The 26670-nt window shown below is 63.8% G+C and carries 12 protein-coding genes; 6 read left to right on the forward strand and 6 right to left on the reverse strand.

Annotated elements, in window-relative coordinates; all coding sequences use genetic code 11:
- Positions 1 to 124: 124 nt before the first annotated feature.
- The 6 genes from cysW to AC0L25_RS07160 all read right to left on the reverse strand — a co-directional run bounded on the left by cysW (position 125) and on the right by AC0L25_RS07160 (position 11668).
- Positions 125 to 1009 (reverse strand): sulfate ABC transporter permease subunit CysW, encoded by an 885-nt coding sequence (gene cysW / locus AC0L25_RS07135; protein ID WP_473594836.1) that lies wholly within the window; start codon positions 1007 to 1009, stop codon positions 125 to 127.
- A complete protein-coding gene (gene cysT / locus AC0L25_RS07140; protein WP_473594837.1) occupies positions 1002 to 1853 on the reverse strand; it encodes a sulfate ABC transporter permease subunit CysT in 852 nt (283 codons plus the stop codon). Before cysT ends, cysW begins: the two co-directional genes overlap by 8 nt.
- Positions 1854 to 1885: 32 nt before the next feature.
- Positions 1886 to 2914: a sulfate ABC transporter substrate-binding protein gene (locus AC0L25_RS07145; protein WP_473594838.1), complete on the reverse strand. Its 1029-nt coding sequence runs from the start codon at positions 2912 to 2914 to the stop codon at positions 1886 to 1888.
- 242 nt (positions 2915 to 3156) lie between these two features.
- Positions 3157 to 3879 carry a M15 family metallopeptidase gene (locus tag AC0L25_RS07150; RefSeq protein WP_473594839.1) on the reverse strand — a complete coding sequence of 241 codons (723 nt, stop codon included), beginning with the start codon at positions 3877 to 3879 and terminating at the stop codon, positions 3157 to 3159.
- Position 3880: 1 nt separating this feature from the next.
- Positions 3881 to 5971, reverse strand: a complete 2091-nt coding sequence (pbpC, locus tag AC0L25_RS07155) for a penicillin-binding protein 1C (protein WP_473594840.1) — start codon at positions 5969 to 5971, stop codon at positions 3881 to 3883.
- A 216-nt stretch (positions 5972 to 6187) separates the two neighbouring features.
- Positions 6188 to 11668, reverse strand: a complete 5481-nt coding sequence (locus AC0L25_RS07160; RefSeq protein WP_473594841.1) for an alpha-2-macroglobulin family protein — start codon at positions 11666 to 11668, stop codon at positions 6188 to 6190.
- Positions 11669 to 11946: 278 nt separating this feature from the next.
- On the opposite strand from AC0L25_RS07160, the gene AC0L25_RS07165 reads away from it, so the two are divergent.
- From AC0L25_RS07165 to AC0L25_RS07190, 6 genes are all read left to right on the forward strand, one after another.
- Complete coding sequence (locus tag AC0L25_RS07165) at positions 11947 to 13875, forward strand: autotransporter assembly complex protein TamA (protein WP_473594842.1); 1929 nt, start codon at positions 11947 to 11949, stop codon at positions 13873 to 13875.
- Positions 13875 to 19922, forward strand: coding sequence for a translocation/assembly module TamB domain-containing protein (locus AC0L25_RS07170; RefSeq protein ID WP_473594843.1), 6048 nt, complete (start codon positions 13875 to 13877; stop codon positions 19920 to 19922). Before AC0L25_RS07165 ends, AC0L25_RS07170 begins: the two co-directional genes overlap by 1 nt.
- 394 nt (positions 19923 to 20316) lie before the next feature.
- Positions 20317 to 21969, forward strand: coding sequence for an ABC transporter substrate-binding protein (locus AC0L25_RS07175; protein WP_029351582.1), 1653 nt, complete (start codon positions 20317 to 20319; stop codon positions 21967 to 21969).
- A gap of 227 nt (positions 21970 to 22196) precedes the next feature.
- The gene (locus AC0L25_RS07180; RefSeq protein WP_352960464.1) at positions 22197 to 23231 is read left to right on the forward strand and encodes an ABC transporter permease; all 1035 of its coding nucleotides are present in this window, start codon (positions 22197 to 22199) and stop codon (positions 23229 to 23231) included.
- A 12-nt stretch (positions 23232 to 23243) separates the two neighbouring features.
- A complete protein-coding gene (locus tag AC0L25_RS07185) occupies positions 23244 to 24401 on the forward strand; it encodes an ABC transporter permease (protein ID WP_352955132.1) in 1158 nt (385 codons plus the stop codon).
- Between the two features lie 51 nt (positions 24402 to 24452).
- On the forward strand, positions 24453 to 26669 hold the full coding sequence (locus AC0L25_RS07190) for a dipeptide ABC transporter ATP-binding protein (RefSeq protein WP_473594844.1): 2217 nt from the start codon (positions 24453 to 24455) through the stop codon (positions 26667 to 26669).
- Position 26670: the final 1 nt, after the last annotated feature.

Raw genomic sequence — 26670 nt, forward strand, 5'->3', positions numbered from 1 at the left:
GGGCGACATCAAATCTTTGTTTCATGCATGTCGCTATCCCAAAACCGCTGCGCACTTTTGGGCGACATCAAAATCTTTGTTTCATGCATGTCGTAATCCCAAAACCGCTATGGGCGACATGCATTCAGTGTCCGCGCGTCGCGGCGATCTCGGCGCCGTAGCGCATTTCGAGAAGTGTTTTCAAGACCAGCGTGACGAGCGCCAAGCCCGCAAGCAGCGAGGCGACGGCGAAGGCGGCTGCGGCATTGTACTCGTTATAGAGGATTTCGACATGCAGCGGCATGGTGTTGGTCAGCCCGCGTATGTGGCCCGACACGACGGAGACCGCGCCGAACTCGCCCATGGCGCGGGCATTGCACAACAAGACGCCGTAGAGCAGCCCCCATTTGACGTTGGGCAGCGTCACGTACCAGAACGCTTGCCAGCCATTGGCGCCGAGCGACAGTGCCGCCTCCTCGTCGCCATTGCCCTGTTCCTGCATCAAGGGGATCAATTCGCGGGCGACGAAGGGAAAGGTGACGAAGATGGTGGCGAGCACGATGCCCGGCACGGCAAACAGGATGGCGATGCCATGCGCCTTCAGCCAGGTGCCGAGCAGGCCTTGCGCGCCGAACAAAAGCACATAGACCAGGCCGGAAATGACCGGCGAGACCGAAAACGGCAGGTCGATGAGCGTGGTGAGGAAGGCCTTGCCCTTGAACTCGAACTTGGCGATGGCCCAAGCGGCGGAGATGCCGAAGACGACGTTGAGTGGCACCGAGATCGCCGCCACCAGCAGTGTCAGGTGGATCGCCGAGCGCGTGTCTGGGTTGGTCAGCGCCTCCGTGTAAGCGCTGAGACCTTTTGCGAAGGCTTCGTTGAAGACGACGATCAGCGGCAAGAGCAGGAAAATGCCGAGGAAGGCAAAGGTCACGATCATCAGCACGGCCTTCGCCGGGCGGCTTTCGGTCACTGCCGCCGACTGGCTCTCGTGGTGCGGTGCGTAGGATTTGATCTCCGGATCAGCCATAGCGCTTGCGGCTCCACGTCTGCACCAGATTGATGACCAGCAGCATCACGAACGACAAAGCGAGCATGATTGCCGCGATCGCGGTCGCCGCCGCATAATTGTATTCCTCCAGCCGGATGACGATCAGAAGCGGCGCGATCTCGGATTTGTAGGGCAGATTGCCGGCGATGAAGATGACGGAGCCGTACTCGCCGACACCGCGTGCGAAAGCCAGCGCGAAACCGGTGACAATGGCTGGCGCCAGGCCTGGGAGCAGAACCCGGGCGATGGTCTGTAAGCGGTTGGCGCCGAGCGTGGCGGCCACTTCCTCGACCTCCTTGTCGATCTCCTCCATGATCGGCTGGACGGTGCGCACGACGAAAGGCAGGCCGATGAAGATCAGCGCGATGACGATGCCGAGCGGCGTATAGGCAACCTTGATGCCGAGCGGTGCCAGCAGGCTACCGAGCCAGCCATTCGGCGCGTAGAGCGTGGTCAGCGCGATGCCGGCCACCGCCGTCGGCAGCGCGAAGGGCAGGTCGACCATGGCATCGACGATGCGGCGGCCAGGAAAGTTGTAGCGCACCAGCACCCAGGCGACGATCGTGCCGAAGACGACATTGACCATGGCGGCAATGAAGGCGGTGCCGAAGCTGATTTCAAGCGCGTTGATGGTGCGGCGGTCGGTGGCGATCGCCCAGAAATCGGCCCAGCCGAGCGCGGCCGATCGCCAGATCAGCCCCGACAGGGGAATAAGGATGATGAGCGTGAGGTAGGCAAGCGAGAAGCCGAGCGTCAATCCGAAACCCGGAATCACGCTCGGCTGTCTGAACCGCCACCCCGCCTTGGCGGGTGCTGTGGTCATGTCGTCCTGATCTAGAATCTAGCTTACTGGGTCTACTGGGCCGGCTTGTAGATCTGGTCGAATATACCACCGTCGCCGAAATGGTAAGGCTGTGCTTTCTTCCAACCGCCAAAAAGCGGATCGTCGATGGTGATCAGCTTGATCTCAGGCAGTTTGGCGAGGTCCTCCGCCGGGACCAAATCTGGCTTTGACGGGCGATAGTGGTTCTTGGCGATCAGCGTCTGACCTTCCTTGGAGTAGAGGTAGCTCAGATAGGCTTCGGCAACTTTTCGCGTGCCTTTGGCATCGACATTGGCGTCGACCACGGCGACCGGCGGCTCGGCCAGGATCGAGGTCGGCGGGTAAACGATATCGAAATTATCGGCACCGAATTCGTCGAGCGCCAGATAGGCCTCGTTTTCCCAGGCCAGCAGCACGTCGCCCAGGCCTTTTTGCGCGAAGGTCACGGTCGCACCGCGCGCACCGGTATCGAGCACCGGAACATGGGCGTAGAGATTGCCGACGAATTCCTTGATCTTGGCCTCGTCACCGCCATCCTTGGCGTTGGCATAGGCCCAGGCGGCGAGATAGTTCCAGCGTGCCCCGCCTGAGGTCTTGGGATTCGGCGTGATCACCTGGACGTCGTCCTTGACCAGATCGCCCCAGTCGTGGATGCCCTTCGGGTTGCCTTTGCGGACGAGGAAGATGATGGTCGAGGTGTAGGGCGCCGAGTTTTTCTCGAACTTGGTCCGCCAGTCGGGATTGATCTTCTTCGATTTCTCCACGATGGCGTTGATGTCGCCTTCGAGCGCCAGCGTCACCACGTCGGCGTCGAGGCCGTCGATCACAGCGCGGGCCTGCGCGCCCGACCCGCCATGCGACTGCTGGACGGTTACCGTTTCACCGGTCTCGGCCTTCCAGTGGGCGACAAAGGCCTCGTCGAATTGCTTGTACAGCTCACGCGTCGGATCATAGGACACGTTGAGGATGGTGGTATCGGCAAACGCGAAACCGAGTGTTCCGAATTGGACCGATGCAGCGACCAGGGCGCCGAGCAGTTTCCTGAAATGAGGATTGGTCATTTACGCCTCCGTTGAGATCACCTCAATCTACTGAATTGGTAGAAATTAGATGCACTCAATGTTGCTTTTTTTGTCCGTTCGAAGCAATTTTCCGCCGATCTTTGGGCTCCTGAAGAAATTCCTTCCTCTCGACGCCGGGGTGCCGAATCCGGGCTCGTGAAGCGATCTATCTGGAGAAAGGTCGCGCCTCGGCGATGGCTCGATGTGGTCTGGACTCGATTTGCTGCGCAGCGATCAGTGATTTAGTCGGCGGTGAGGGGAAAATCGAAGCGCTGCTTTGGAAACGGCTCGTTTTCCAGCGTGAAGTGCCACCATTCGCGGGCATAGTTCCTGAAGCCGCCGGCGCGCATGGCCTCGACAAGCCTCTTGCGGTTTGCGGTTGCTTCCCCGGCGAGCGGACGGTGCGCCGTTTCGCTCATCGGGTCGAAACAGTCGAAGCCGGTGCCGAAATCGAGCGTGTCGGCATCTGATACGCCGCAGGCCGGTTTCGGGGCGGTGTTGCGGTCGGCTCGCGCGATGGCGACATCGACGGTCGAGCCGCGCGAATGCGTCGACAGTTCGCCGATATAGCCCTTGGCGATGAGGTCCTTGCGCTTGACCGTCGGATACCATTGCGGGTCGGGTGGTCCGCCTTCCCTGGTCCATTCGCCCATGTCGGAGACGGCGCGCGCCGGGCGGTAGCAGTCGAACACGACCAGCGTCAGGCCCTCGGCGGCAATCACTTTCTGGACGCCGGAAAGCGCTTTCGCCGCTTGCCCGGTGAGGATACATACCGGCGCGTCGTAGCCGGCCGCCCTGCGGTGCAGGAAATTGTTAAAACCGGCGTAGCGGATGTCCTGCCGGATGGTGCGATCGATGTCGGCCAGCCGAACGAAGCCGGCCGGGAGGTCTGCGGCAGCAGCGGTGGCAATACCGGCCGCCGACTGCAATGCGCAAAATGCAATGCGCGCAATAGCTTGGCGCATTCTATTCAACGAACACTTTCACGCTGGCCGCGCGCCCGGCCGCATCGATCACGGTCAGGGTCGCATAGCCGGCGCCGTCGGGCTGCCAGGTCGCGGTGCGTCGCCGGTCGATGCCGACCAGCGGCTTGCCATTGGCCAGCCAGCGGAACGGCGCGCGGCCGCCCTGCAGCTTCAGCACTAGCGGCGAGGCCTCGGCGGCGGTGGTGCCGAGATCGACGCGGGCGCCGTCGGGCGGAAAGATGATCGTTGGCGCGGGCTCGGTCGGCGTTGTCTGGACCAGCCCGTCGGCGCCAGAACCGAAGCGCGCCAAAGTCACCGGCAGTTCGTCGCGCCTGGATTTGACGACGCCGGCTGGCTGGCTTGGCAGCGGCATGGCAGCCAGGCCGGAGCGGACAAAGCCCTCGAACAGGATCGGTGCGGCCGAGACATAGCCGGACAGGCCGGGCACTGCGCCGGCGTCGGGGCGGCCGACCCAGACGCCCAGCACGTAGCGCCCGTCGAAGCCGACCGACCAGGCGTCGCGGTAGCCGTAGGAGGTGCCGGTCTTGTAGGCGATGCCGCGCTTGGCGGCGCCCTCGGGCGGCTTGACGCCCGACAATATGTCGGTGATCTGCCAGTTCGCCTGATCGTCGAGGATGGTAGCGGTGGAGCGTTTGGCATTTGCCGGCTCGGTGCCGTCATGCAGCGTGTGTGCCTTGCCGCCATTGGCGAGCCCGGCATAGAGCTGGACGAGGTCGCGCAGCGTCACGCCGACGCCACCGAGGCCGATGGCGAGACCCGGCGCCTTGTTGACCGGCAGGATCGGCGCGACGCCGGCCTGCCGGAAGCGCGCGAGCAGCCGCGCCGGCCCGACCGCGTCGAGCACACTGATCGCCGGCACGTTGAGCGACAGTTGCAGCGCTTGCCGGATGCTGACGTCGCCCTGGTAGCCCATGTCGAAATTCTTCGGGCGGTAGCCGGAAAAGTCCGTCGGCCTGTCGTCGATCAGCGTTTCCTGCGCCACCAGTCCCTGTTCGAAGGCGAGCCCGTAGATGAACGGCTTCAGCGTCGAACCGGGCGAGCGGACGATCCTGGTCATGTCGATCCAGCCGGAGCGGCTGGCGTCGAAATAATTGGCGGAGCCGACTTCGCCGAGGATGTCACCGGTGCGGGCGTCGGCCAGCATCATGGCGACGGACAGGCGGGGGCCGAGCCTGGTTGCGGCATCCCCGGCCACCTGTTCCAGCCCTTCCTGGACGCTCTTGCGGATCGTCAGTCGCAGCGGCTTGCCAGGGACGGCCCTGGGCAGCACTGCATAAGTGGCGTGGGCGGCCAGCGCCGGCAGCGTGCGACGGATAGCAGGAACGTCGTCGAGCGCTGCACGTGCGGCCTCGCGCTCGCCGAGCAAGCCTGATGAGACCATGCGCGTCAGCACGCGGTCGCGGGCGGCGTGGGCGATTGAAAGGTTGCGGTCGGGCCGGCGCTTTTCCGGCAATTGCGGCAGGGCGACGAGCAGGGCCGCCTCCGAGACCGTCAGCCGCTTCGGCTCCTTGCCGAAATAGGCCAGCGAGGCGGCGCGCACGCCTTCGAGATTGCCGCCATAGGGAGCCAGCGTCAAATAGCGTTCGAGGATCTCGCGCTTGGTGAGCCGCCGCTCGATCTGTAGGGCGCGCAGCAGCTGCTTGATCTTGGAGCCGAGGCTGCGGCTGTCGCGCGGTTCGGTCAGCCGAGCGAGCTGCATCGACAGTGTCGAGCCGCCGGAGACGATACGGCCATTGGTCGCGAACTGGCCGGCGGCGCGAGCCAGCGCCAGCACGTCGACGCCGTCATGGTTCCAGAAACGCTTGTCCTCGTAAGTGACCAGCATGTCGACAAACTGTCTGTCGACCTGGTCAAGGCGGGTGGCGAGCCGCCAATAGCCGTCCGGCGTGGCGAAGGCCCGCAACAGCTGGCCGTCGCGGTCCTGCACTTCGGTCGATACCGTTAGCGCGACCGGCAGCGGCGGCGGAAAGGCGCGGTCGAGCTGCCAAAGGGCGGCGATAGTTATTGCCGCTAGGCCGGCCAAGGAGATGCTTGCGATGGCGGTACGGTGAAGGACTTTTCTCGAGAGCATGGCGCTGCCCCTCATCCGCCTGCCGGCACCTTCTCCCCGTATAGTGACGGGGAGAAGGAGGCTGTCGCGACCCCTGGCGCTTTTTCTGCGACGTTCGAGGTTGGCGAAAACTTCGCCGCGAGCCTCTTTCTCCCCGTCTCTATACGGGGAGAAATGCCCGGCAGGGCAATGAGGGGCATCGCCATCGCCATGACCATGATCGTCACCATCTTTGCCTTACGGCGCCTTGACCTCCATCATCCCGGTCGCGGTGCGGGCTGAATATTGCGGCCGGTACATGTCCTCGACCGTTGCCGCCGGATGGGCATAGGTGCCCGGCGTCACCGCGCGCACGACATAGGCGAGCGTGATGTTGCGGTCGCCGTCGCCATCGTTCGGATTGAAGGCCGCGACGAAACGGTCGTCGCGGAATTCGAGATGGGCGGCGTCGGTCTGGGCCAGCCAGGAGAAGTTCGACAACTGGGCGCTGGAAACCAGGCCCGGATTGTCGATCTCGAAGCCGGCCGGCAGCAGATCGGTGACCACCAGCCGCGACGGCCATCTGTTTTGCTCATAGATATTGAGCACGACAACATAGCGTTCGTTCTGGGTTGCCTCCGTGACATTGGCTTCGGTGCCGTCGAGCTTGTAGTAGGTGCGGCCGATGGTGAAGCCGTTGCCGCTGGCCGGCAGCGGCTGGATCGGCGAGGCCACCGTGGTGACGACCGCCTGCAGCGGGTTGCTGCCGGTGTTGGCGACGGTCAGCGGGCTGTTGGCAATGTCGCTGCCGGCGATCTGGTCCGAATAGGCGCCGGCATGCGGCGCGCCGTTTATGGTCAGCGCGATCGCATCATTGCCGGCCTTCAGTGCGCGGGCCGCCAGCAGCATCCAGGACTCGTCCTGCGTGCTGGTCCATCTGACGGCGGCGCGTTCCTGCGTCACCCGCTTGATCAGCGCCGGCACGATCGTCGGCACCGGCTTCGATTCGGCGGCAAGCGCCAGCATCGCCGCGCCGTCACGCAGCGGCGAGCCATAATCGGACCTATAGTAGTCGTATGCCGAGCTTGAATTGGCCAGTTGCAGGGCGGCCTGGAAGGTGGCTTCCGAGCGCTGCGTGTCGCCATAGAGCGCCAGGCCCGCCGCCAATTGGGCGACAGCCATCGGGCTGGTAAAGGCTTCGATCTGCGTGTCGGCATAGTAGCGCAGATCGCCGATCGAGGCCTTCTTGTTGCGGGCCAGCACATAGAGCGCATAGGCGATCTCGCTGCCGCGATCCTTGACATCCTGGTCGTAGCCGATCGCGTTTTGCAGATTGCTCAGCGCCTGGTTCATCGCCTGGGTCGGCACGTCGTATTTCTGCTCGCGCGCCCGGGTCAGGAAGTCGGTGACATAGGCGTCGAGCCACAGGTCGCCGGAGCCCGGGCCCCACAGGCCGAAGCTGCCGGCCGAGGCCTGATAGCTCAGCACCTTGTAGATGGCGTCCTGGATGCGGCCGTGCAGGTCGGCGTCGCTGGCCATGCCGACGCCCGACGCCATATCGTTGACATAGAGAAGCGGCATGGCGCGGCTGGTGGTCTGCTCGGCGCAACCATAGGGGTAGCGGTCGAGCGTCATCAGGAGCGACGGCACGTCGAAGGCCGCCGCCTGCGAAACGCCGACGCTGACCGAAGCGCCGTCGAGCAGGCTTGCCGCCAGGAGCTCCTTGTCGACGCGCAGCGACCCGCCATTGCCCTTGAGGTCGACCACCATGCGGGTGGTCACCGGCAATTGCGCCGGCCGCACCGGAACATAGAGCGTCTGCTCGACAGCGGTGCCGTCGGCATGGGCGAGATTGATGGTGATCGAGGCGTCACCCGGCGTCCCAGCGATCAGCGGCACGGTCAGCGTCTGCCGCTTGCCCTTGGCGAGCGTCAGCTTTTCGGGCACGGCGGCACTGCCGGTCGAAAGATTGCCGGTCGTGTTTATCGACAGTGCATAATCGCCCTCCGGACCGTCGGCGTCGGTGACATCGAGCCGCATGACGGCCGAATCATCGGGCGCCAGGAAGCGCGGCAAGCCGGCGGTGATCACCACCGGATCGCGCACGATCACGTCGGACTGGGCATGGCCGACCCCGTCCTCGGTCCAGGCGACGGCCATGACGCGCACGGTGCCGTTGAACTGCGGGATGTCGAAGTCGATCCGCGCCTTCCCGTCGGCATCGAGCTGGACCGGACCGGAGAAGAAGGCGACCAGCTTTTCGGTCGGCGGGCTGCCTTGCGATTGTATGTTGGCGCCGTCGCCGCCGCTGCGCAGCTTGCCTGATGTGCCCAGCGAGCCGTCGATCAGCCGGCCGTAGAGGTCGCGTACTTCTAGGCCGAGCATGCGCTGGCCGAAGAACCAGGTCTCCGGATCCGGCACCTTGTAATTGGTGAGGTTGAGGATGCCGACATCGACGGCCGCGACCATGACATAGGCGTTGGCGCCCGGCTGCACGCCGGCCACCGAGACCGGGATCGACAGCTGCTGGCGCGGCATGGTCTTGTCCGGCGGCGTCAAGGTGACGGCGAGCTTCTTGGAGCCCGGATCGACCTTCAGCCATCTGACGCCGATGGCGCGCGCCGGCATGCGCGTTTCCTGCGCATCGCCCGGCCTGAACAGCGTTGCCGTGACATAAGCGCCGGCGCCCCAGTCGTCGCCGACCGGGATGTCGATGGTGCTGCCGCCGGCCGGCACGCTGGCGGTGACGGTTTTCAAGAGCTTGTCGGCGCCGATGGTGACGAGCAGCTCGCCGGCAAAATGCGGCGACACTTTGAGCTTGGCCACTTCGCCCGCGGCGTAGTTGTCCTTGTCGAGGGCGATCTCCAGGCCATCAGGCGTCTCTGTTGTGGTGGAACTGACATACCAGCCGGCATCGAATTCGTAGCTGGTCGCCGGGCCTTCCGGATCCGATGTCTCGATCTCGAGCCGATAGCGGCCCCAGTCGACTGGCAGCGACACGGTGGCTTCGCCGTTAGCGGTCAAGTCGACCTGGCCGTTGGCCACCGACTTGGTGAAGGTGACCGGCTCATAGTTCCAGGAATTGCTGGAGCGGTACCATTGGTAATTGCGTTCAACCTTGACCAGCGACCATTGCGCGCCCTGCAGCGCCTCGCGCTTGCCGTCGGGATCGACGGCGATCAGGCTGAACTTCGCCGTGCCGCCTTGCGGCACCTCGTCGCCGTCAAAATCGGGGCGGATGCCGATCATGTGGCCCTGCGGCCGGATGCCGATGCTGAGCGAGCGCTCGACGGCACGGCCGCCGGTCTCGCGCATCCTGACCGTAACCTTGGCATCGACCAGCTTAGTGGTCGAGGGCAACTGGTCGACCGAAACCGGGAAGGTCGCCTTGCCGTCCTCGCCGATCACCGGCAGATCGATGAATGGCGTGACTGACGGTTCCGCCGACTGCTCGTCGGCGAGGCCGAAAGAATAGCCCTTGAAGCGGTCCCAGTCGCGGGTGGTCGACAGCGTCAGCTCCCCTTCGAGCGCCAGCCCGGCGGCCGGCGCGCCATAAAGGAAGCGGCCGTCGACGGTGACGTTGGCAGTTTCGCCCTGCGCGATCTCCTGCTTGTCTGAGGACAGGTCGAACTCGATGCGATCCGGCACGAAATCCTCGACCAGGAACATCTGGCTAGCGACCGCCGCCTGCTTGGGGTCGGTGTGGATCGCTACCGTCCAGGTGCCCCGCATGGCGTTGGGTTCGAGCGGCAGGTCGACGGCATGGCCGCCGGCCGATGCGCCGTCGCTGACGATGCGGCGGTTCTCGACGCCGTCGGGGCGCGTGAAGATGAAGGTCAGCGGCAGGTTCTCGACCGCCTTGGCGGCGCCGTCGCGGGCAAGGGCCGCGACATGGACGTCCTCGCCGGCGCGGTAGATGCCGCGTTCGGTCCAGGCATAGACGTCGAGCGCGCCCGGCGCCGGACGCCCGGTGACGCCACGATCGGACAGGTCAAAGCCGGCACGGCCCATGTCAAGGAAGACGAAGTCGCTGTCACCCTGCCTGGCCGTCAGCACGGCCGGGACCATGCCGCCGTCGCCGCGCGTCAGTCCGGGGTTGAAGACGGCGCGGCCTTCCGCGTCCGTGGTTGCGGTGCCGAGGATTTCATTGTTCCTGGCGAGCAGCGTCAGTTCAGCACCTGATATCGGCCTGGCGGTTCCGAGCGAACGGGCAAAGACGTTCAGCCCATCCTGCCCGGTATAGGTCGACAGGCCGATATCGGAGACGACGAACCATTGCGTGGCGCGCGAATCATAGTCGTTGTCATTCTCGTCGACTGGTTGCGCGGTCAGCACATAGACGCCGGGCTTGCGCTGCGGCAGCGCTTCGTCGACCGGGAAGGACGTTGTTACTTCCTTGTTCAGGTCGTTGGCGATGTCGAGCTGGCCCTGCCAGACCGGCTCGCCCATCTGATCGGAAATGTTGGAGATGTCGTAGCCGTCAAGCTGGCGCAGGAACTGATAGCCGGACAGAAGCTGGGTCAGCGAGCGATCGCCGATGCGGTAGAGCTTCATTTCGGCGACGTTCATGTTGACGGTGACGACCGGGATGCCGCGGCGCGCGCCGGCAGGCAGCACGAAGCTGTCGCCGGTGAAACGGGCGGATGGGGCGCGGTCCTGCACATAGATCGACAGCACCACCGGCGCGGTGATCACCTCGCCAATGGCGGCCGGCAGGCCGGGGCGGAAGGTCACGTCGTAATGCTGGCCGTGCTCGAGCCCCTCGACGCAGATCTGCTTGTCCTTGGCCTCGACGCCCTTGGGGGCGGCGTTGTCGACGGTGACGAATTGCGAGTAGTCGACACCGGTCTTGACCAGATCCTCGGAAAATTGCGCGCATATACGCGGCGCGCTGGTGTCGGCGTCGACCGTGTGATCGACGACGCGGAAGCCCTTGCGGGCCTTGAGATCCTGATAGGCGGCCGAGACCCAAGGCGAACTGACCAGCGCGAGGCTCGCTTCGTAGGCCTGCAGGGCCGGCCGAGAGAGATCGCGGCGGTCGAGCCCGTCGCCAAGCAGTGCCAGCGCTTCAGCGCGCGTTTTTGTGGTGCGCAGCAATTTGTAGGCGTTGAAGCCGGCGGAGGTGGCGTCCGCCGGCAGGGTGGACGCCTCCGCGCTGTTGGCGGTCGGCTGCACGGCAAGCGTTTCCCGCGCCAGTTCGAGCCAAAGCTGGCCATCGTCGGGCAATACCGAAATCAAAGCCTCGTATTTTTGGATGGCCACGCGGTGGTCGCCGGTCTGCGACGCTTGCTTTGCCGCCTCCCTTAGCGCCGTCAGCCCTTCGGTGGGCTTGGTGTAGGCCGGACCCGTCAGTCTGTTGCGGTATTGCTGCGCCTGGTCGGCCATCCAGGCAGGGAAGAAGGCGAGGTCCGGTGGCGCGCCGATATCGGGGTCGCCTTCGACGTTGATGACCTTGCCGGCGACGGCGCCCTTGAACGATTTCAGCGTGTTATAGTCGGATTTGAGAAAACACCATTTGGCCTTGGGGTTATAGGTGAAGGCGCGGCAGGCGGGATCGCCGAGACAAGTCGTCTTGCACTGATCGAGGCTGACATTCTGGTCGGATCTGAGATCGAAACCGAAATAATCGGAATTGTCCGATGTCACCACCCGGCGCGCTTCGGCCGCTTGCGCGACACTGCTCCAGGTGAAAAAGAGAAGGAAAAAGATCGACAGACCACGAGCCGCGCGCATTGCCATAAACCCCTCCAGACACTGCTTTACGTTACGTCCGGACATGTTCAAGCTTCGGTCAGGCTTGTCAACACGAGGACGCGGCAGGTTCCGCCTGCCAACGGTTTCCTTTTCGGCCGATGACCGGTAGTACCTCGATAGGACAGGGATCACGCATTCTTGCGGCGACGCAGAAGGTGTGAATTCCAAGCCCTGTCCATTTCAGACAATTGGATTGTGGCTCCTTTACGAGCAATTCAGAAGTTCATTCCAATTTTAGCTTTGGCAGCTAGTGTAGAGTTGTAATGTCGGCGTATGAAAGGCAGATGTCGGGAGGAACCGCGCCACGGCGCGTGCTTTCGCACGCCCTGCTTTTCGCCTTGCTGTGCTCGACTGCATTGGTTGCCGCGAGCGGAAATACGGCCGCTTTCGAGATCTTCGGCATCAAGCTCTGGGGGTCGTCAGAGGATGAAGACGCCGATATTGTCGATCCGCTGCGCTATGCGGTGACCATCGAGGCGCCCGACGCCGACGAGGACCTCGCCGAGAAGCTCGAAAACGCCTCGGCGCTGAAGGACGACGAAGAACGTCCGGTCTCCGGTTCGCTCGGCCTGCTGGCCAAGGCGCGTGGCGACCGCGATCAGCTTGTCGCCGCACTTTATGCGGACGCCCGCTACGAAGGCGTAGTCACCATCACCATCGAAGGCAAGCCGCTCGACGATTTGCCGCCCGACGCCGAATTTTCGGGTCCGCAGCCGATCCCTGTGGTGATCAACATTGCGGCTGGGCCGAAATTCACGCTTGGCGACATCAGGCTGGAGGGCGATGCGGCGGGGCTGGCGGGCGCCGATTTCGGCCTGATCGCCGGCGGCGACGCGGGTTCGGGTGCCGTGCTCAAGGCCGAGGCGTCGATCGTGCGGGCGCTCAAGGAGGAAGGCAGGCCGTTGGCCAAGGTGACGAACCGCGAGATCGTTGCCGACCACGCCACCTCGACGCTCGACGTGACGCTTACCGTGGCGGCCGGGCCGGTTGCCGGCTACGGCGACACCACGGTCGAAGGCACCGAAAAGGTCGACCGCGATTTCACCGAATACATGACCGGCCTCAAGCGCGGCCGCCAATATTCGCCGGAAGAGGTCGACCAGGCGCGCGACCGGCTGCTCGGGCTCGAAGTCTTCAACAGCGTGACGCTGAAGGAGGCCGACGGTCTCGACGCCGACGGCAACATCCCGATCGGCGTCGAAGTGAGCGAGCGCAAGCCGCGCTACTTTGGCCTTGGCGGCACCTTCTCCAACACCGAGGGGCTCGGCCTCGAAGGCTATTGGGGCCACCGCAATCTGTTCGGCCGTGCCGAAAAGCTGCGCATCGAGGGCGAAATCAGCGGCATCGGCAGCAATGAGCTGACTGAGCTCAACTACAATGCCGGCATCATGTTCGAAAAGCCGGGCGTGGTCGGGCCGGCGTCGAAATTCTTCGCCGGCGTCAACACGGTATTGGAGCATCCCGACGCCTACGACCGTTTCTCGGTCAAGGGCAGCACCGGCCTGTCTTATGAACTCGACAGGCAGCAGACGGTTTCGGCGGAAGTCGCGCTCGACTATTCGAAGATCACCGATTCCTTCGGCAAGCACACCTATCTGATCGCCAGCGTTCCGCTGCGATATGTCTTCGACAACCGCGACAACCGGCTGAACCCGACGACGGGATTCAGGGCGCTGGCCTATGCCGAGCCGAGCTACGACATTTTGAATGGTGCGGCCTTCGTCAAGCTGAGGGGCGAAGGATCTGCCTATCAGGCGCTCGACGCGGCCTCGAAGTTCGTCTTGGCCGAACGTGTCGCCATCGGCTCGATCATCGGTGCCGGCCTTCAGGATGTTCCGGCCGACCGCCGCTTCTATTCCGGCGGCGGCGGCTCGGTGCGCGGTTATGCCTATCAGGGCATCGGTCCGAAGGACGCCGCCGGAGAGCCGATCGGCGGGTTATCCTTCTTCGAGACCTCGGTCGAGATGCGCATCGCGATCACCGACACGATCGGCGTCGTGCCGTTCGTCGACGCCGGCACCGTCTCGACCAATCAATTCCCGGATTTTTCTGGCATGAAGGTCGGCGCCGGCGTCGGCTTGCGCTATATTACGCCGTTCGGACCGCTGCGCATCGATGCGGCGGTGCCACTCAACCGGGATCCCGATGACCCGCATTTCGGCATCTATGCCGGCATCGGCCAGGCGTTTTGATGACAATGTTCAAGCGCGTCCTTCGCATTCTTCTTTACACGCTGCTCATCCTAGTGGCGGCGGTGGTCGGTGCGCTTGTCGTGCTGACCAAGACCGAGCGCGGCCGCGACAATCTCGCCGGCATCATCTCGACCATGGCGTCGACCGATGACCGGAAGATCACGGTCAGCGGCATCGACGGCATCTGGTCCGGCGCGCTGACTGTCGACCACGTCGTGCTGGAGGATCGCCAGGGCCCCTGGCTGGTGGCGCGCAAGGTGGCCGTCGACTGGTCGCCGCTGGAGCTTCTTTCGAAAAACTTCAGCGCCGGCCGCATCGCCGCCGGTCGCATCGAGCTGGCACGGCTGCCGGTGGCAAGCACGCAGCCGAGCCAAGGTGGTGCCACCACGCTGCCGGTGTCGCTCGACATCAAGCAGATCGACCTGCCAGAAATCGCGCTCGGCCAGGCGCTGGCCGGCAGCGGTATCGCCGAACTCGCGGCCAAGGGTTCGTTCAAGGCCGACGCGGCGCCATTGGCGCTCGAAACCAGCCTCAACATCACCCGCCACGACGGCAAGCAAGGCAAGGTCGACGCCAATATCCATTTCGCGCCCGCCGACAACAAGCTCGATCTCGATCTGAAGGCATCGGAGCCGGCCGGCGGCATTATCGCCAATCTGCTCAAACTGCCGGATGCGCCGCCGGTCAACATTGTCATCACCGGCACGGGGCCGGTCGCCAACTGGAGCGGCATCGGTACCTTCGTCGTCGACGGCCAGATCGTCACCCAGCTCACCGGTCGCCACCAGCTCACCGACAAGGGCAACTATGTCGAGGCCAAGGGCGACGGTGACTTCCAGCGCTTCTTGCCCGACAATCTGAAGTCCTTGTTGGCCGGCAAGACCAGCTTCGACCTTGCCGGAACCGCGATCGTGACAGGCGGCGTCGAAGTCGAGCGCGCCAGCATCGACAGCGATGCCGTGCATGGCACCGCCGCGGGCATCATCGACCCCAATGGCGCCAGCGACCTTTCGGTGGAACTCGCTGCCAAGGGTCCACCGATCGTACTCAGCCTCGGCACTGCGGCGCAGCCGGTGACCGTCGCGATCACCGGCGCCACGTTCCGCGCGTTCGGCGGCGGCAAGGCGCCGATAGTCGACATCGGCGCGTCCCTGGTTTCGGTGGTGGCGGGCGGCACGCGGGTGGACGATCTGGCGGCTGCAATCCATTCCGACGGCTTCGACATCCAGGACCGCAGCGGACCGGTCAGCATCAAGCTTACAGCCGGCGGCCTGAATACCGACGTGGCGACGCTGGCGCCTCTGGTGACCGGCAGAGTGACAGCGGAGCTCGCCGGGTCCATCAGCAAGAACGAGATTGCCGTCGACCAGGGCACGCTGCGCAGCGCCGCGCTCAATGCCTCAGTGACGGCCAAGGTGACGCTGGCTGATCTGGCGATGACGCTCAAGATGAATGCCGATGCCGTCTCGACAGCGCTGCCGCCGCAGATCCGCTCGGTTCTCGGTGAGCGCGTGAAATTCTCGGCGACTGCGACCCGCGATCCGCAAGGTTCCTTTGCTGCTAATACGCTGCAACTCACTTCAGGCTCGCTCAGCGCCAGCGGCACCGCCAGCGCGACGGGCACAGACATCCAGGCCGACATCAAGGGCACGCTCGGCGATGTTTCGGTGCTGTCGCCGATGGTGGGCGTACCGGTCGGCGGGGCCGTCGATTTCGCGCTGACGGCGAGCGGCGCGCGCACGGCGCCGGATTTCTCGGTCTCGGCCGACAGCGACAGCCTGACGGCGTCCGGTCATACGGTCAAGACGATCAAGCTGGCGGCGACGGGGAAGGCCGACATCGCCAACCCCGCCGCCGATGTCTCACTGACCGGGTCCGTCGACGACCAGCCGCTCGATCTCAGGGCATCGTTGGTCACGCGTGACGGAAAGCGTTCCCTCAACGGGCTTAGCCTGTCGCTGGCCGACAACAAGGTTTCGGGCGATCTCGCTCTCGACGACAGATTGCTGCCGCTCGGCACGCTGACACTCGAAGCGCCCGATATCGGCCCGCTGGCCGCACTTGCCGGGCAGACGGCGGCGGGCGACGTGCAGGGCAGCATCCGCCTCTCGAATGATGGTGGCGCGCCGATGGTCGCCATCGATATGACGAGCGGGTCTATTTCGCGCGGCGATCTGGCGGCGAAAACCATCGCCGTCAACGCGCTGGTCGCCAACTATCTCAAGGCACCGGCGATCTCCGGCACGATCAAGGCCGATACGGTCACATCAGGCGCCACCGTGATCAGCGGCATCGGTGTCGATTTGAAGCGCGACGGCGACTGGACCGGGTTTTCCGGCGGCGCCACCGTCGCCGGCATTCCGGCGACGGCCGAAGGCAGGGTGAAGATCGCGGACGGCATGACAAGCGTCGAAATCGCTTCGGGCGAAGCGACCATTCGCGGCATCAAGGCAGCGATCGCGCAGCCGTCGAGCCTGAGCATTGCCAACGGCACGGCCAGTATCGAAAAGCTGATGCTCGATGTCGGCGGCGGATCGGTGACCGTGTCCGGCACCGCAGGCCAGACGCTCGACCTCGCGGCAGAGTTTTCCGCGTTGCCGGCTGCTCTTGCCAATGATTTTTCACCCGGCCTCGACGCCGCGGGCACGCTCAGTGGAACGGCGCAAGTGACGGGACCGTCGGCAGCCCCTGACATTCGTTTCGATGCGCAGCTCAGCGGCGCCGAGACCAGCCAGACCCGCCAGGCCGGGCTCGGTCTGCTCAATGTCGATGCGGCAGGCAGCTTCTCGTCCGCCGGCGGCATTGCCATCGACCACGCGACGCTTGCCGGCGACAAAATTTCCGGCAAGGCCGCCGGTACCATCAATCCGAACGGCGCCAGCGATTTTGCACTCGACCTCGTCTCGACCGGCCCGAGCCTGCCGCTGGCGCTTGGCAGCACCGAGAGCCCGATCAAGCTCGAGCTGCAGGCGCTTTCGGTAAAGGCTGCGGGGCAGGGCACGCAGCCGAAGCTCGATATCTCCGCTGTCCTGCCTTCGGTCGCGACGAATTTTACCAAGGTCGAGGGGCTCACCCTGGCATTGCATTCGGACGCCTTCGATGTGAAGGGCCGAATAGGGCCGATCTCCGGCACGGTGACGGCAAACAAGATCGGCTTGGACAATCCGACCATCGCGCCGCTGTTCGCCGGCAAGATCACCGCTAAAGTTGCCGGCAGCCTCGCCACTGACACCATCGTCATCGACAGCGGGTCGGTGACGGGCGACGCGCTGAACACCGGCTTCAACGGGAGGGTCTCGCTGGCCGACGGCGCCATCGATCTCAATCTTAAGGCGGATGCGGCTTCCGCAGCACTGCCGACCGCAGCGCGCGGTGTGCTCGCGGAGCGGACGGAACTCAGTGCCGCGCTGAAGCGCGATGCCAATGGTAATGTCACCGCCAACGCGATCAGGCTGGTGTCCGGCGCGCTGACCGCCGACGGGCAGGCCAGCCTTTCCGACAGCAAACTCACTGCCGACATCAAAGGCGCGCTGGCCGACATCTCGCTTCTGTCGAAGGATGCCAAGGGCGCCATCGCCTTCGCGCTGAATGCGCAAGGCTCAAGCACCGCGCCCGATCTGTCGCTGACGGTCAACAGCGACCGGCTCTCGGTGGCCGAACGCGAGATCACCGGGCTGAGGCTCACGGCTACCGGCAAGGCCGATGCCGCCAACCCGGCGGCCAATGTCCAACTGACCGGAAATGTCGCGGGCCAGCCCCTGCAAGGCAGTGCTGTGCTGGCGACGTCAGATGGCAAACGCGCCATCGACGGGCTTTTGCTGTCGCTCGGCAAGAACCGGGTATCAGGCGACCTGGTGCTTGATGAGGCGTTCGTGCCTGATGGCACTGTGGCGCTAGACCTGCCTGATATCGGACCGCTCGCAGCCCTTGCGCTGGAAAAGGCCGAAGGCGACGTGCGCGGCACGGTCGTCTTCTCGAAGACCGGCAGTGTGCCTGAGGTCACCATCAAGGCTTCGACGGCTTCGATTTCACGCGGCGATATCTCGGCAAAGACGGTCACCATCGATGCATCGATCGCCAACTATCTCGCGGCACCGGTGATCTCCGGAAAGATCCGCGCCGACAGCGTCACCTCCGGCGGCACCGTCATTCGCGACATCGACGTCGATCTCACCCGCGACGGCGACTGGACCGGCTTTTCCGGTGGCGCCACCGTCAAGGACATTCCGGCCAGGGCCGCCGGCCGCGTCAGGGTCGCCAACGGCACGACGGCGGTCGAGCTCACCTCCGGCCAGGCGACCGTGCGCGGCATCAAGGCGGCGATCGCGCAGGCCTCGACCATCACCATCGCCAATGGCACCACCAGCCTGGATCGGCTCGCGCTCAACCTCGGCGGCGGCACGGCGACGGTTTCGGGCAAGGTCGGAGAGGCGCTCAACCTCAACGCGACGCTGGCGCGGGTGCCGATGTCGCTCGCCAACAGTTTTTCGCCGGGCCTCGATGCCGCCGGCTCGATCTCGGGCACGGTGAAGGTGACGGGCGCGCCGGCCAATCCGGCCGTCGCCTTCAAGATCGACGCCGCAGGCGTCCAGACGTCGCAAACCCGCGGTGCCGGTTTCGGCGGCATGGGAATTTCGTCCTCCGGCACGTATTCAGGCAACAGACTGACCTTCGACGCCGACATGAGCGACGGCGCCGGTCTCGGCCTCAAGGGCGGCGGCACGATGACGACATCAGGCACGCCCACCCTTGATCTCGACTTTTCCGGCAAGGTGCCGTTTGCCTTCCTCACCCGGACGCTGGCCGCGCAAGGCCTGTCGTTGAACGGCACGGCCGACGTCAATTTGAAGGTGCGCGGCCCGGCGACGTCGCCGGTGATCACAGGCACGGTCCGCACCTCAGGTGCCCGCCTGATCGATGCACGCTCGGGACTTGCGATCAACGATATCACCGCCGATGTGGTGATCGGCGGTGGCGTCGCCAGGATCAACCGCCTGACCGGCACGTTGTCGACGCGCGGCAGCCTGTCGGCCAGCGGCACGGTCGGCATCAATCCGGGGCAAGGTTTTCCGGCCGACTTGTCGGTCAAGCTCGTCGACGGCCGCTACACCGACGGCAGGGTGGTCACCGCCAATCTCAGCGGCGACCTGACCATCAAGGGGCCGCTCGCGTCGGCGCCAGTGATCTCGGGTACGATCAACCTGGCCAAGACCGTCATCACCGTTCCCGAAAAGCTGCCGGGCTCGCTTGCGGCGCTCAACGTCAAGCACAAGAACGCACCGGCCGCCGTGCGCGCGCAGGACAAGGCGTTGCGCCCGGCGACGGCGAGCGGCGGCAGCGGTGGCGGCCTCAACCTCGATGTCACGGTCAACGCGCCGAGCCGGATTTTCATCCAGGGCAGGGGTGTCGATGCCGAGCTTGGCGGTTCGCTGCGGCTGACCGGCCCGGCATCGTCGCCGCAAGCGGTCGGCACCTTTGACTTGCAGCGTGGGCGGCTGACGATCCTCGCCAAGCGGCTGACCTTCACCGAAGGCACAGTCGGCTTTTCAGGCTCGCTGGTGCCTTATCTCAACCTCACGGCGACGTCGACGACGAGCAGCGCAACCGTCACCATCGTGGTATCGGGCGAGGCGACCAATCCGAAGTTCAACTTCTCGTCGGTGCCGGCGCTGCCGGAAGACGAGGTTCTGGCGCAACTGATTTTCGGCCGCTCGATGTCGAACCTGTCGCCGCTGCAGATCGCCCAGCTTGCCGAAGCCGCCGCTCAGCTGGCCGGTATCAGCGGCTCGACCTCGCTGCTCCAGAACCTGCGCAGCGCGATCGGCGTCGACGATCTCGACGTCATCACCGACGAGGAGGGCGGCACCGCGGTCTCGGCCGGCAAATATCTCAACGACCGCACCTATGTGACGATCCAGAAGGGCGACAAGCCGGGTTCGGGCAAGGCGGCGATCGATCTCGACGTCGGGCGCGGCGTCAAATTGCGCGGTGAGGCCACCGATGCCGGCGAAGCCAAGGGCGGCGTTTTCTACGAACGCGAATACTGAAGCCGGCCACGCGAAAGGATCTGGCAATCCGACAGTCGTCGCCGTTTTGGCATCCTGTCCGCGCTGGCGCTGTGCAAAGCTTCGCGCATGACGCCGAAAATCAGGATCAATTTTCGGTTGGGGATTATGCGCAAAATCAAAGTGCTACAGCCTCCTTTGCGCGCCCAACGGCACGCGCCGCGCTGTCGTGAATGTCTCAGTTTGATCGATGCCGGAGATTCGAACGGAATCTGCCGGGCAATAGCAATTTTGCGCCAACACTGTCGTTATCACGCGAACTGCTTCCCTTCCAAAGTTGCACATTCCTTGGCATGTTCCCAATCCGTGCCCTTTTTGACATCATGGCCCGGATGCGGAATGGTAAAAGGCAGAAAGCCAACAATGGGAGTTCATGATGACAATCTACAAGAGTAATGGCGATCGCGTTCCGGATCACATCCATGCAATGGCCGAAGAAGCCAAGGCCGGACGTGTCGATCGCCGCGAGTTTCTGGCTCTGGCCAGCGTCTTCGGCGCGTCCACGGCGATGGCCTATGGTATGCTCGGCCTCGCCGACCCGACGCCGGCGAGAGCGCAGGACGTACAGGGCAAGAAGGGCGGCATATTGAAGGTCGCCATGTGGATCAAGGATCCGAAGGATCCGCGCAAGGCCGACTGGTCGGAAATCGCCAATGCCGAGCGCCAGGCACTCGAGCCGTTGGTCAAGTACACAAACGAATTCACGTTCCGCCCCTACCTGCTCGAGAGTTGGGACGTCAACGACGACGCCACCGAATACACGCTGCATGTGCGCAAGGGCGTCACCTGGAACAACGGCGATCCGTTCACTGCGGATGACGTCATCTTCAACTTCAAGCGTTGGGCCGACAAGAAAGCCGAAGGTAATTCCATGCCCGGTCGTCTCGGCTCGCTGGTCAAGGACGACAAGCTGGATGAGAGCGCAGTCACCAAGGTCGACGAACACACGGTCAAGCTAAAGCTCAGCACGCCTGATATCGCGCTCATTCCCAACGTGTGCGACTATCCCGGCCTCATCGTCCACAAGACCTTCGACGAAAAGGGCGGCGATTTCAAAGCCTGCCCGATCGGCACCGGCCCGTTCGAGCTCGTCTCCTACGATGTCGGCCAGAAAGTCGTCTACAAGCGCCGCGAAGACAACAAGTGGTGGGACGGCGAGGTCTTCCTCGACGGCATCGAGTTCATCGACTACGGCACCGATCCCGCGGCTACGGTCAGCGCCTTCGAGTCGGGAGAGGTCCATACCAATTTCGAGACGTCGGCCGACTATGTGTCGATCCTCGACGGTGTCGACCTGGTCAAGTACGAGGTGGTCACCGCAGCGACCATCGTCTGCCGCACCAATGTGGCCAACAAGCCTTATGACGATCAGAAGGTCCGCAACGCGCTGCAGCTCGCAGTCGACAACGCCGTCGTGCTGCAGCTTGGCATGGCCAATGCCGGTACTGTCGCCGAAAACCACCATGTCAGCCCGATCCATCCGGAATATTACGAACTGCCGAAGATTGCCCGCGATCCGGCCAAGGCGAAGGCGCTGATGGAGGAAGCCGGTCAGGCCGATTTCGAGCACGAGCTGATCACGGTCGACGAAGACTGGCACAAGAATACCGGCGATGCGATCGCCGCGCAGATGCGCGACGCCGGCATCAAGGTGAAGCGCACGGTGCTGCCGGGTTCGACGTTCTGGAACGACTGGACGAAGTATCCGCTGTCGATGACCAACTGGAACATGCGGCCGCTCGGCGTCCAGGTTCTTGCGATCGGCTACCGCACCGGCGAAGCCTGGAACGAAACCGCCTGGTCGAATCCCGAATGGGATGCCAAGCTCAACGCCGCGCTTGCGGTCGCCGACGCCGCCAAGCGCAAGGAGATGATGAAGGACATCGAGCAGATCCTGCAGGATTCAGGCATCATCATCCAGCCCTACTGGCGCAAGCTCTACAGTCACTCGGTGGCTGCCGTTAAGAACTACGCCATGCACCCGACCTTCGAGCGCGATTACGGCAAGGTCTGGCTCGACGAGGCCTGATCGGATCGATCGTGGAAGGGGCCGTTCGCCCCTTCCACCCGCGCCATGCATGATCCCGCAACCGAAAGTCGGCGCAGCAAGAAAGGCGCGGACTTTTTGGATGGGAGCGTGCAATAAGACAGGGTTGATCGCATTCTGAGGGTCCGTTTGACAGCCAGCTCTGCCGATAGCGGCTAAGCTGGCTCCAAGCCGGCCTCAACCCCAACCAGACTGGCAGGGGGACCGCCATGCTTTCTTTCATCCTTCGACGCCTCGGCACCATGGCATTGACGATGCTGTGCCTGACGATGGTTGTGTTCTTCCTGATCAATCTCGACCCCAATCTGAAAAAACTGGCGATCAGCCAGACCGAAATGCACACCTCGGCCGAGCAGCTCGAAAGCTGGCTGGTCAACCATGGCTATCGCCAGAATTTCTTCTCCCGGTATGGCCAATGGTTGGGTATCGTGCCCAAACAGCCGGTCACAGACCCGGCAACGGGCAACCCCGCGCGACGTTTTTCCTTCTGCAACGATCCTGTCGAGCCGACGTTCTCCGGCGTCCTGCAAGGTGATTTCGGCTGCTCGACCAAGTTCAAGACGACGGTAGCGTCGAAGCTTTTCCCGGCGCTCGGCGCCACCGGCATCCTGATGTTCTGGGTGCTTGTGGTGATGGTGCCGATCTCGCTTCTGATCGGCATCCTCGCCGGCATGCGCGAGGGCTCGCGAACCGATCGGACATTGTCCGTCGCCTCGATCGCCTCGACGGCGACGCCCGAATATGTGTCGGGCGTCATTTTTACCGTCATCTTTGCCTCATGGCTCGGCCTGCTAAACGGTTCGGCGGCTTCGGCCAGCCGGGGCATCACCTTCTACAACTTCACGCTGCCAGTCATGACGCTGGCGATTTACGGCATCGGCTACATCGCCCGCATGACCCGCGCCTCGATGGTCGAGGTGATGACGCAGCAATATATCCGCACCGCCCGGCTGAAGGGCCTTTCCTTCGGCAGCGTCGTGGTCAAGCACGCGCTGCGCAACGCGCTGATCGCGCCGTTCACTGTCATTATGCTGCAATTTCCCTGGCTGCTCACCGGCGTCGTCATCGTCGAGGTGATGTTCCGCTACCAGGGCTTTGGCTACACGCTGGTCGAGGCGGCCGGCAACAACGACATCGATCTTTTGCTCGGCTGCTCCCTGGTCTCGGTGTTCATCGTCCTGATCACGCAGCTCATTTCCGATGTCGGCTACGCGTTTCTCAATCCGCGTATCAGAGTTCAATAGAGGATCGGGCGGATGCAGCTTGAATATATCGGCGCCTTCAATGTGGTGCTTGGCGTGCTTGCTCGTTTCTGGCCGGTCTGGATCGCTCTCGTCCTGGTGATGGGGGCGAGCTTTGCCTACAAGAAGAGGCTTGGCCTCTACGGTCAGCTCTTCGACAGCAGCGTCGGCATCGTCGGCGTCGGCATCTGCCTGTTCTGGCTGTTCACGGCGATCTTCGCGTCGACCATCTCGCCCTTCAATCCGCTTGTCCAGATCCCGATCATGAAGGATGCACTCCCGGGCGCGGTCGAGCCGCAATCGGGACTTGTCTACCTGTTCGGCGGCGACAAGCTTGCCCGCGACGTGTTCAGCCGCATGGTCTATGGCAGCCAGATCGTGCTGATCATCGCGCCGGCGGCGACCGGTTTCGCGCTGATGGTCGGCATCACGCTTGGCCTGCCGGCCGGCTACTACGGCGGCAGGATCGATACGGTGCTGTCCTTCCTCGCCAATCTGGTGCTCGCCTTCCCGGTGATCCTGCTGTTCTACCTCCTGGTGACGCCGGGCATCATGGAGACACCTATCCCCTATGCGATGGCCGGCCTGTTCTTCCTTTTTCCGATCATCTTCTTCAGCGTGCTGTTCTGGACGCGCTATAAGAAGCGGCCCGACCGCCTTTACATCCTCCTAGGACTGACGCTGATCATTGGCGGCTGGGTCTATGCCGGGCTGGTCTTCGATGCCGACCCGTTCAGGATCATCCATATCGATCCCAACCAGCTCAACATCTTCGTCGCGGTGGTGTTCGCCTCCAGCCCCGGCGTGTTCCGCATCGTGCGCGGCCTGGTCATGGACATCAAAACGCGCGACTATGTGGCGGCGGCGCAGACGCGCGGTGAATCGCCCTGGTACATCATGCTGTGGGAGATACTTCCCAATGCGCGCGGGCCGCTGATCGTCGATGCCTGCCTGCGTATCGGCTACACCACGATCCTGCTCGGCACGCTCGGCTATTTCGGCCTGGGGCTGGCGCCCGAGAGCCCGGACTGGGGCACCGCGATCAAGGATGCCAGCCGGCTGCTGCGCTCCTTCATCCATCCGGCGCTGCCGCCGACGATCGCGCTGATGTCGTTCGTGCTGGGCCTTAATCTGCTGGCCGACTCGCTGCGTGAACAATCGATGAAAGATTGATGGACGGGTTCTCGACCCGATATGCTGAAAGAACCAGGATTGGAGCGACCCATGAATGAGGCAGTTCGAAATCCCGCCAAGCCGACCACTGGGCCGATCATCGAGATCGAGAACCTGTCGATCTCCTTCTTCACCCGCAAGGGCGAGATACCGGCCGTTATGGACTTCTCCTGCACGGTCATGCCTGGCGAAGCGATGGGCATCGTCGGCGAATCCGGCTGCGGCAAGTCGACCGTGTCGCTCGGCATCATGCGCGACCTCTCCAACATCGGAAAGATCGTCGGCGGCCGGATAAAGTTCCAGGGCAAGGACATGGGCGAGCTGTCCGACGAGGAACTGCGCGCAATCCGTGGCAACAAGATCGCGATGATCTACCAGGAGCCGATGGCCAGCCTGAACCCGGCGATGAAGGTCGGCCAGCAACTGATGGAAGTGCCGCTGATCCACGACAAGGTGTCGAAGGAAGAGGCTTATAGGCGCGCGCTGGAAATGGTGCGCTCGGTCAGGCTGCCCGATCCCGAGCGCATGATGCGCTCCTTTCCGCACCAGCTTTCCGGTGGCCAGCAACAGCGTATCGTGATCGCCATGGCGCTGCTGTCGAAGCCGGCGCTGCTCCTGCTCGATGAGCCGACGACGGCGCTCGACGTGACGGTGGAAGCCGGCATCGTCGACCTGGTCAAGGGGCTCGGCGAGAAGTTCGGCACCTCGATGATCTTCGTGTCGCACAATCTCGGCCTGATCCTGGAAACCTGCGACCGCATCACGGTGATGTATTCGGGTGAAGCGGTGGAGACCGGCAAGATCAAGGACGTCTTCGACCGGATGCGCCATCCCTACACGCAAGGCTTGTTCCGCTCGATCCCGCTGCCCGGCGCCGACAAGAATTCGCGGCCTCTGATCTCAATCCCGGGGCAATTGCCGCTGCCGCACGAGCGGCCGAAGGGCTGCAATTTCGGCCCCCGCTGCCACCATTTCGTCGAGGGCGTCTGCAACGCCGCCGAAATCCCGATGATCGCGGTCGACGGCCATGAGGGCCATTTTTCGCGCTGCGTGCGCTTCAACGAGATCGACTGGGAAGCGCTGCCGCCCGGCGCCAAGAAGGTCAACGAGCGCGTCGAGCCCGGAGCGCCGGTGCTCAAGATCGAGGATCTCAAGAAGTACTACAAGGTCGGCGGCAGCGAAGTGTTCGGCTCGAGCGAAGGCCGCGTCGTCAAGGCCAACGAGACGATCTCCTTCATGGCACGCGAATCCGAGACCGTCGCCATCGTCGGCGAGTCCGGTTGCGGAAAGTCGACGCTGGCCAAGGTGCTGCTCGGACTGGAGACAGCAAGCTCGGGCACCGTGACACTCGGCAACCAGCGGATCGAGTCGACCGGCGTCGAGAAGCGCAGCGTCGAGACGGTGTCGTCGATCCAGATGGTGTTCCAGAATCCGTTCGACACGCTCAATCCCAGCCACTCGGTTGGCTCGCAGATCATCCGCACGCTGGAAAAGTTCAACGTCGGCAATACCGTCGCCGACCGCCGCCAGCGCATGCTGGAGCTTCTCGACTTGGTGAAGCTGCCGCGGGCGTTCGAGACCCGCAAGCCGCGCCAGCTTTCCGGCGGCCAGAAGCAGCGCATCGGCGTGGCGCGGGCCTTTGCCGGCGACGCCAAGGTGGTGGTGGCCGACGAGCCGGTCTCGGCACTCGATGTGTCGGTGCAGGCTGCGGTGACTGAGCTCCTGATGGACATCCAGCGCAAGAACAAGACGACGATGCTGTTCATCAGCCACGACCTGTCGGTGGTGCGCTACATAGCCGACCGCGTCGTCGTCATGTATCTCGGCTATATCGTCGAGCAGGGCACGACCGACCAGATCTTTTCGCCGCCCTATCACCCCTACACCGAGGCGCTGCTGTCGGCGATCCCGATCGCTGACACCAGCGTAATCAAGAAGCACATCGTGCTGGAAGGCGACATTCCGTCGGCGATGAACCCGCCGACCGGCTGTCCGTTCCAGACCCGCTGCGGCTACAAGAAGCTGGTGCCGGACAATCTTTGCGAGACGCAGGTGCCGCCGGTCAAGCATCTCGGCGACGGCCATATGAGCCTGTGCTGGCTTGCCGACGATGTGCTGGCGAAAATGGAGCCGGTGATCAAGTTCGACAAGGAGCATGCCGCCCATGAGGGAGTGCCGGACGACGCACCGCAAGGCATCGGTCCGGGCTTTGCCGGCGCTCCGCCCAAGCGTCCACGCGGCAAAAGGCCGAAGCTGACGGATGGCTAGT

This window comes from Mesorhizobium sp. WSM4813 (genome assembly GCF_055811555.1).

Bases quoted from the DNA above. Each gene is read 5' to 3' on its own strand.
- cysW (WP_473594836.1), bottom strand. From the start codon at position 1,009: ATGGCTGATCCGGAGATCAAATCCTACGCACCGCACCACGAGAGCCAG.
- cysT (WP_473594837.1), bottom strand. From the start codon at position 1,853: ATGACCACAGCACCCGCCAAGGCGGGGTGGCGGTTCAGACAGCCGAGC.
- AC0L25_RS07145 (WP_473594838.1), bottom strand. From the start codon at position 2,914: ATGACCAATCCTCATTTCAGGAAACTGCTCGGCGCCCTGGTCGCTGCA.
- AC0L25_RS07150 (WP_473594839.1), bottom strand. From the start codon at position 3,879: ATGCGCCAAGCTATTGCGCGCATTGCATTTTGCGCATTGCAGTCGGCG.
- pbpC (WP_473594840.1), bottom strand. From the start codon at position 5,971: ATGCTCTCGAGAAAAGTCCTTCACCGTACCGCCATCGCAAGCATCTCC.
- AC0L25_RS07160 (WP_473594841.1), bottom strand. From the start codon at position 11,668: ATGGCAATGCGCGCGGCTCGTGGTCTGTCGATCTTTTTCCTTCTCTTT.
- AC0L25_RS07165 (WP_473594842.1), top strand. From the start codon at position 11,947: ATGTCGGCGTATGAAAGGCAGATGTCGGGAGGAACCGCGCCACGGCGC.
- AC0L25_RS07170 (WP_473594843.1), top strand. From the start codon at position 13,875: ATGACAATGTTCAAGCGCGTCCTTCGCATTCTTCTTTACACGCTGCTC.
- AC0L25_RS07175 (WP_029351582.1), top strand. From the start codon at position 20,317: ATGACAATCTACAAGAGTAATGGCGATCGCGTTCCGGATCACATCCAT.
- AC0L25_RS07180 (WP_352960464.1), top strand. From the start codon at position 22,197: ATGCTTTCTTTCATCCTTCGACGCCTCGGCACCATGGCATTGACGATG.
- AC0L25_RS07185 (WP_352955132.1), top strand. From the start codon at position 23,244: ATGCAGCTTGAATATATCGGCGCCTTCAATGTGGTGCTTGGCGTGCTT.
- AC0L25_RS07190 (WP_473594844.1), top strand. From the start codon at position 24,453: ATGAATGAGGCAGTTCGAAATCCCGCCAAGCCGACCACTGGGCCGATC.